General features: G+C 68.7%; 5 protein-coding genes. 2 read left to right on the forward strand and 3 right to left on the reverse strand.

The genetic code is table 11. The features are described from left to right. Positions 1 to 187 precede the first annotated feature (187 nt). Entirely contained in the window at positions 188 to 1,177 is a 990-nt protein-coding gene (locus tag JHC79_RS22690) for an alpha/beta hydrolase (protein WP_296395155.1), read from the reverse strand. Positions 1,178 to 1,282: 105 nt separating this feature from the next. On the opposite strand from JHC79_RS22690, the gene JHC79_RS22695 reads away from it, so the two are divergent. Next, positions 1,283 to 1,933, forward strand: a complete 651-nt coding sequence (locus JHC79_RS22695; RefSeq protein WP_229705028.1) for a TetR/AcrR family transcriptional regulator — start codon at positions 1,283 to 1,285, stop codon at positions 1,931 to 1,933. 5 nt (positions 1,934 to 1,938) lie between these two features. Here JHC79_RS22695 and JHC79_RS22700 read toward each other — a convergent pair whose 3' ends face one another. Both JHC79_RS22700 and JHC79_RS22705 read right to left on the reverse strand, forming a co-directional pair. Then, positions 1,939 to 2,172 carry a DUF3107 domain-containing protein gene (locus JHC79_RS22700; RefSeq protein WP_296395162.1) on the reverse strand — a complete coding sequence of 78 codons (234 nt, stop codon included), beginning with the start codon at positions 2,170 to 2,172 and terminating at the stop codon, positions 1,939 to 1,941. 137 nt (positions 2,173 to 2,309) lie between these two features. Further along, complete coding sequence (locus tag JHC79_RS22705) at positions 2,310 to 2,990, reverse strand: ferritin-like fold-containing protein (protein WP_296395168.1); 681 nt, start codon at positions 2,988 to 2,990, stop codon at positions 2,310 to 2,312. 340 nt (positions 2,991 to 3,330) lie between these two features. Here JHC79_RS22705 and JHC79_RS22710 point away from each other — a divergent pair. Beyond that, the coding region (locus JHC79_RS22710) for a DEAD/DEAH box helicase (protein ID WP_296395170.1) at positions 3,331 to 4,676 on the forward strand (1,346 nt) is incomplete at its 3' end.

Here is a 4,676-nt window from a genome sequence, read left to right on the forward strand (position 1 = left end):
CGGGAGGATCGGGGGCGCTCGGGTGCCGCGGGCACGGCGGCGCGCCGGTCCGTGGACCGTTCGCCGGCCGGGCCGGGAACGCGGGGTCCGCCGCCTGCGGTACTCACCGAACAACCCTCTCACAGGGCAACGGCGTTCTGAGGGAACCGAACCGCCTCGACCCCGCGGTGGTGTCGCGGTCCGGCGTTCAGCAGGCGGGGGTCGCAGCGGGGCGGTGCACCTCGAGGTGTCGGGCGATCTCACGGGCGGTCTCCACCGGGATCTCCATCTGACAGACGTGACCGACCGCACCGAACATGACCAGCCGTGATCCGGCGATCGTACGGATCAACCGCGGCGCTATCGCCGAGCTCACCAGCTTGTCGCGGCCGCCCCAGACCACCAGGGTCGGCGCGGTGATCTGCCGCGCCCGTCGCCAGTGATCGCGGCCCGACATCCACAGCCAGCTCGTCACGAGTGCGTTGAGGCTGCGCGACAACGCCTCCGGCGCCCACGGCAGTTCGGCGCGGGCGACGGCGTGTTCGACGGCCTGGGCGATCCGGGTGGCGCCCAGTGTCTGGGGTCGGACCATGATCTCGCGCAGCGTCTGCGCCACCTGCCGCTCGGGGTGCGCGCGGCCGAGGTAGCCGAACACCGCCGGTCCCACGCGCGGCACGGTGGCCAGCGTCAACGGGATGAACGACAGCCTGCGCACCCGCGGACGCAGGTCCGGGAAGGCCGGCGAGATGAGCGTCAGGGTGTGCACCAGGTCGGGACGGGCGGCAGCGACCCGCGCGACGATGGCGCCGCCGAGGGAGTTGCCGACCACGTGCGCACCACCGAGGTGTTCGAGGACCGCGATCACCGAGTCGGTCATCATCGTCAGCGAGTAGCCGCCGTCGGCCGGAGGATCGGAGAACCCGAAGCCCGGTAGGTCCATGGCGTAGCCGTCGAGTACCGGCGCGAGCACCTCACCGAGATCGGTCCAGTTCAGCGACGAGCCGCCGAGACCGTGGACGTAGAGAACCCGTCCGGCGACCGCCGGGGCGGTGTCGGAACCCCGCGCCACACGACGCAGGTAGATCCGGAAGGGAGCGAGGTCGACGTGGCGGCCCGGCCACAGGTCGGTGTCCCGGTCCAGGGGTGCGAGCAGGTCGCGTAACGGCGACGGGCCCGGGGAATCGGAGGGATCAGACATCGGCTGGTGGCTACCCGGCTGGGTCACAGCGGGGTCGGTGCTCGACACCTCTCCAGCATGCCTCACCGCCCGGTGACGGCGATGAGCACCGAGTACTGTCGACGCATGCCTGGCTCCCCTGACCGTGTCGCAACCGATTCGGCGAGCCGCCGCAACACCCGTATGCCGCGCAGTGCCCGTCGCATCCAACTGCTCGACGCCGCCAGTGAGATCTTCGTCGAACGCGGCTACCACTCCGCGGGCATGGACGAGATCGCGGTGCACGCCGGCGTCAGCAAACCCGTTCTGTACCAGCATTTCCCGGGCAAACTGGACCTCTATCTCGCGGTCCTGGAGGCACACGCCGACTCGCTGGTGGTCGAGGTGCGCAAGGCGCTGGAGATGACCACCAACAACAAGATGAGGGTGTGGGCCGCGGTCAACGCGTTCTTCGACTTCATCGACCAGGACCACCAGGGCTACCGCCTGATCTTCGAGTCCGACGCCCTCGACCCCGCGGCGATCCGACGGGTCGAGGGGGCCACCGAGGCATGCGTCGACGCCGTCTACGGACTCGTCATGCACGACTCCGGCCTCGACCCCTACCGCTCGCGGATGCTGGCCGCCGGACTCGTCGGCGCGAGTCAGGTCAACGCCCGTTACTGGCTCGACGCAAAGCGCCCCATCAGCAAGCGCGAGGCCGTGGACACGACCGTCGAGCTGCTGTGGGGCGGCTTGTCACACGTTCCGCTCATGAAGGACTCCGGGGAGTCCTGACCCTCTCAGGCCGCGCCGAAACCGACCTTCGGCCGCTCGGAGGAGCCGACCTCGACGTAGGCGATCTTGGTGACCGGCACGAGGTAGCGGGCGCCCTTGTCGTCGGTGAGACGCAGGAGCTGTTCCTTGCCCGACAGTGCGGACTCCACGGCGGCGTGGACCTCGTCGCTCGTCTGGTCGGACTGCACCACCAGTTCGCGAGAGCTGTCGGTGATCCCGATCTTCACGTCAACCGTCACGGTTCGTTCTCCTCAACATCGTGTGCATGGTGCTCGCTGATCCGAGTTCGGACCGCATCGCCCCAAGGCTAGTTGAGGAGTCGCCGAGCCCAGCACTCGATCCGCTGCTGGCGAACACCGGGCGCTCGTGCGAGCGGTCAGTCCAGACCCAGACGGGCCATGCGCGCGGCGTGGCGGTCCTGGATGGAATCGAAGAAGGTCGAGATACGGGTGAAGTCGGCGACCTCGCTGAACAGCAGACCGGTCAGTTCCTCCTCGGAGGCCAGCACGTGCTGGGCCTGCGTGATGGCCTCACCGAGCAACCTCCGACCCCACAGTCGCAGCGGCGACGCCAGCGACGGGTCGGCGGCGATGGCCGCACGCACCTCCTCGCAGGCGAACTCGGAGTGGCTGGTCTCGGCCATCACCCGCTGCACGATCGTCTCGGCGTCGGCGGGCAACGTGTGGGCGACCTCGAGGTAGAAGTCAGCCGCCAGACCGTCGCCGATATACGCCTTGACCATCGACTCCAACCACGTGTTCGGGGTGGTGGAGCCGTGGTACTGGTCGAGGACCGGCCGGTAGTGCGTGACCGTGTCGACCACGTCCTGCCCACGCCGGGTCAGTTCGTCGGCGAGGACCTCGAAGTGGGCCATCTCCTCGCCGGCCATCTGCGCCATCGCCACGCGACCGCGGATGTGTGGCGCCATCCGCGCCTCGTCGGTCAGTCGGTAGAAGGCCGCCAACTCGCCGGCCAACAGCACACCGAACAACGACGTGATGCCCGGATCGTCCTGGGGGATCTGGGGCGCGTCGGGCTGCGGCGAGGTCGAGGACATGGCCCGATCGTAGGAGATGATCGTCGTCGGCGGGGGCGGGTGACCGTCCCCGGGGAGTGTGCCGTGCAGGGCACGAGGCGCTCACCACGTACAATCGCTTCCAGACGCGCTGGCGCGGGGGCATCAACAGCCCTCCGGAGCCCGCCGTCACACACAATGTGCGCGCACTTCTCGACCGATCTCGAGCCGTGAAACTTCGGCTCCCGCCCACGAACCCCGGTTCGCCCCGGCGGTGTGAAGCCCTTTTCGTGCGTGCTCCGAAACATCGGAAGGCACCGAAATCACTACCGAAAACTCCGCCGCCACCGGCGTGACCACCGACCCGACCATCGACGACGCCGTGGTCGTCGTCGCCGAGACCCCGGACAGCGACACCCCACAGACCACCGTCGTCGACACCGAGACCCACGTCGCCCCGACCTTCGCCGAGCTCGGCGTCCGCCAGGAGATCGTCGACGCACTCGCCGACGACGGCAAGACCAACACCTTCGCGATCCAGGAACTCACCCTGCCGCTGGCGATGGCCGGCGACGACCTCATCGGTCAGGCCCGTACCGGCATGGGCAAGACCCTGGGTTTCGGAGTACCGCTGCTGCACCGCATCTCCATGGTGTCGCCCGGCAGCGAGGGCAAACTGCGTCCGCTCGACGGAACCCCTCGCGCGCTGGTCATCGTCCCGACCCGCGAACTCTGCATCCAGGTCACCGGTGACCTGCAGGTGGCCGCGGCCAAGCTCGACGTCGACCCGCAGCCCAAGCCGAAGCGCAAGCTGTCGATCACCTCGATCTACGGCGGTCGTCCCTACGAGTCGCAAATCGCCGAGCTACAGGCCGGTGTCGACGTCGTCGTGGGCACTCCCGGACGACTGATGGACCTCGCCCAGCAGGGCCACCTCATCCTGGGCAAGGTGCAGATCCTCGTCCTCGACGAGGCCGACGAGATGCTCGACCTCGGGTTCCTGCCCGACATCGAGCGCATCATGCGATCGCTGCCCGATCAGCGTCAGACGATGCTGTTCTCGGCGACCATGCCCGGCCCGATCGTCACGCTGGCCCGTACCTTCCTGAACCGGCCGACACACATCCGCGCCGAGCACGCCGGCGACTCCGCGGTGCACGACCGGACCAAGCAGTACGCCTACCGCGCCCACGCGTTGGACAAGGCCGAACTGGTGGCCCGCGTCCTGCAGGCCGAGGGCCGCGGCGCGACCATGATCTTCACCCGCACCAAGCGAACCGCGCAGAAGGTCGCCGACGACCTCGAAGAACGCGGCTTCAAGGTCGGTGCCGTCCACGGTGACCTCGGTCAGGTCGCCCGCGAGAAGGCCCTCGGACGCTTCCGTGACGGCAGCATCGACGTCATCGTGGCCACCGATGTCGCCGCCCGCGGTATCGACATCGACGACGTCACCCACGTCATCAACTACCAGTGCCCCGAGGACGACAAGGCCTACGTGCACCGCATCGGCCGTACCGGCCGCGCGGGTCGTACCGGTATCGCGGTCACGCTCGTGGACTGGGACGAGCTGCACAAGTGGAAGCTCATCAACGACGCCCTGAACCTGGGCATCCCGGAGCCGGTCGAGACCTACTCCAGCTCCGAGCACCTGCGCGCGGACCTCGACATCGCCGACGGGACCAGCGGACGCCTCGAAGGGGCGATCTCGCAGGCCGAGAGCGACCGTCG

The sequence above is a fragment of the Williamsia sp. genome, from assembly GCF_016462415.1.
GTDB lineage: Bacteria > Actinomycetota > Actinomycetes > Mycobacteriales > Mycobacteriaceae > Williamsia_A.

Coding starts and splice junctions, on each gene's coding strand:
- JHC79_RS22690 (WP_296395155.1), bottom strand. CDS start 1,177: ATGTCTGATCCCTCCGATTCCCCGGGCCCGTCGCCGTTACGCGACCTG.
- JHC79_RS22695 (WP_229705028.1), top strand. CDS start 1,283: ATGCCTGGCTCCCCTGACCGTGTCGCAACCGATTCGGCGAGCCGCCGC.
- JHC79_RS22705 (WP_296395168.1), bottom strand. CDS start 2,990: ATGTCCTCGACCTCGCCGCAGCCCGACGCGCCCCAGATCCCCCAGGAC.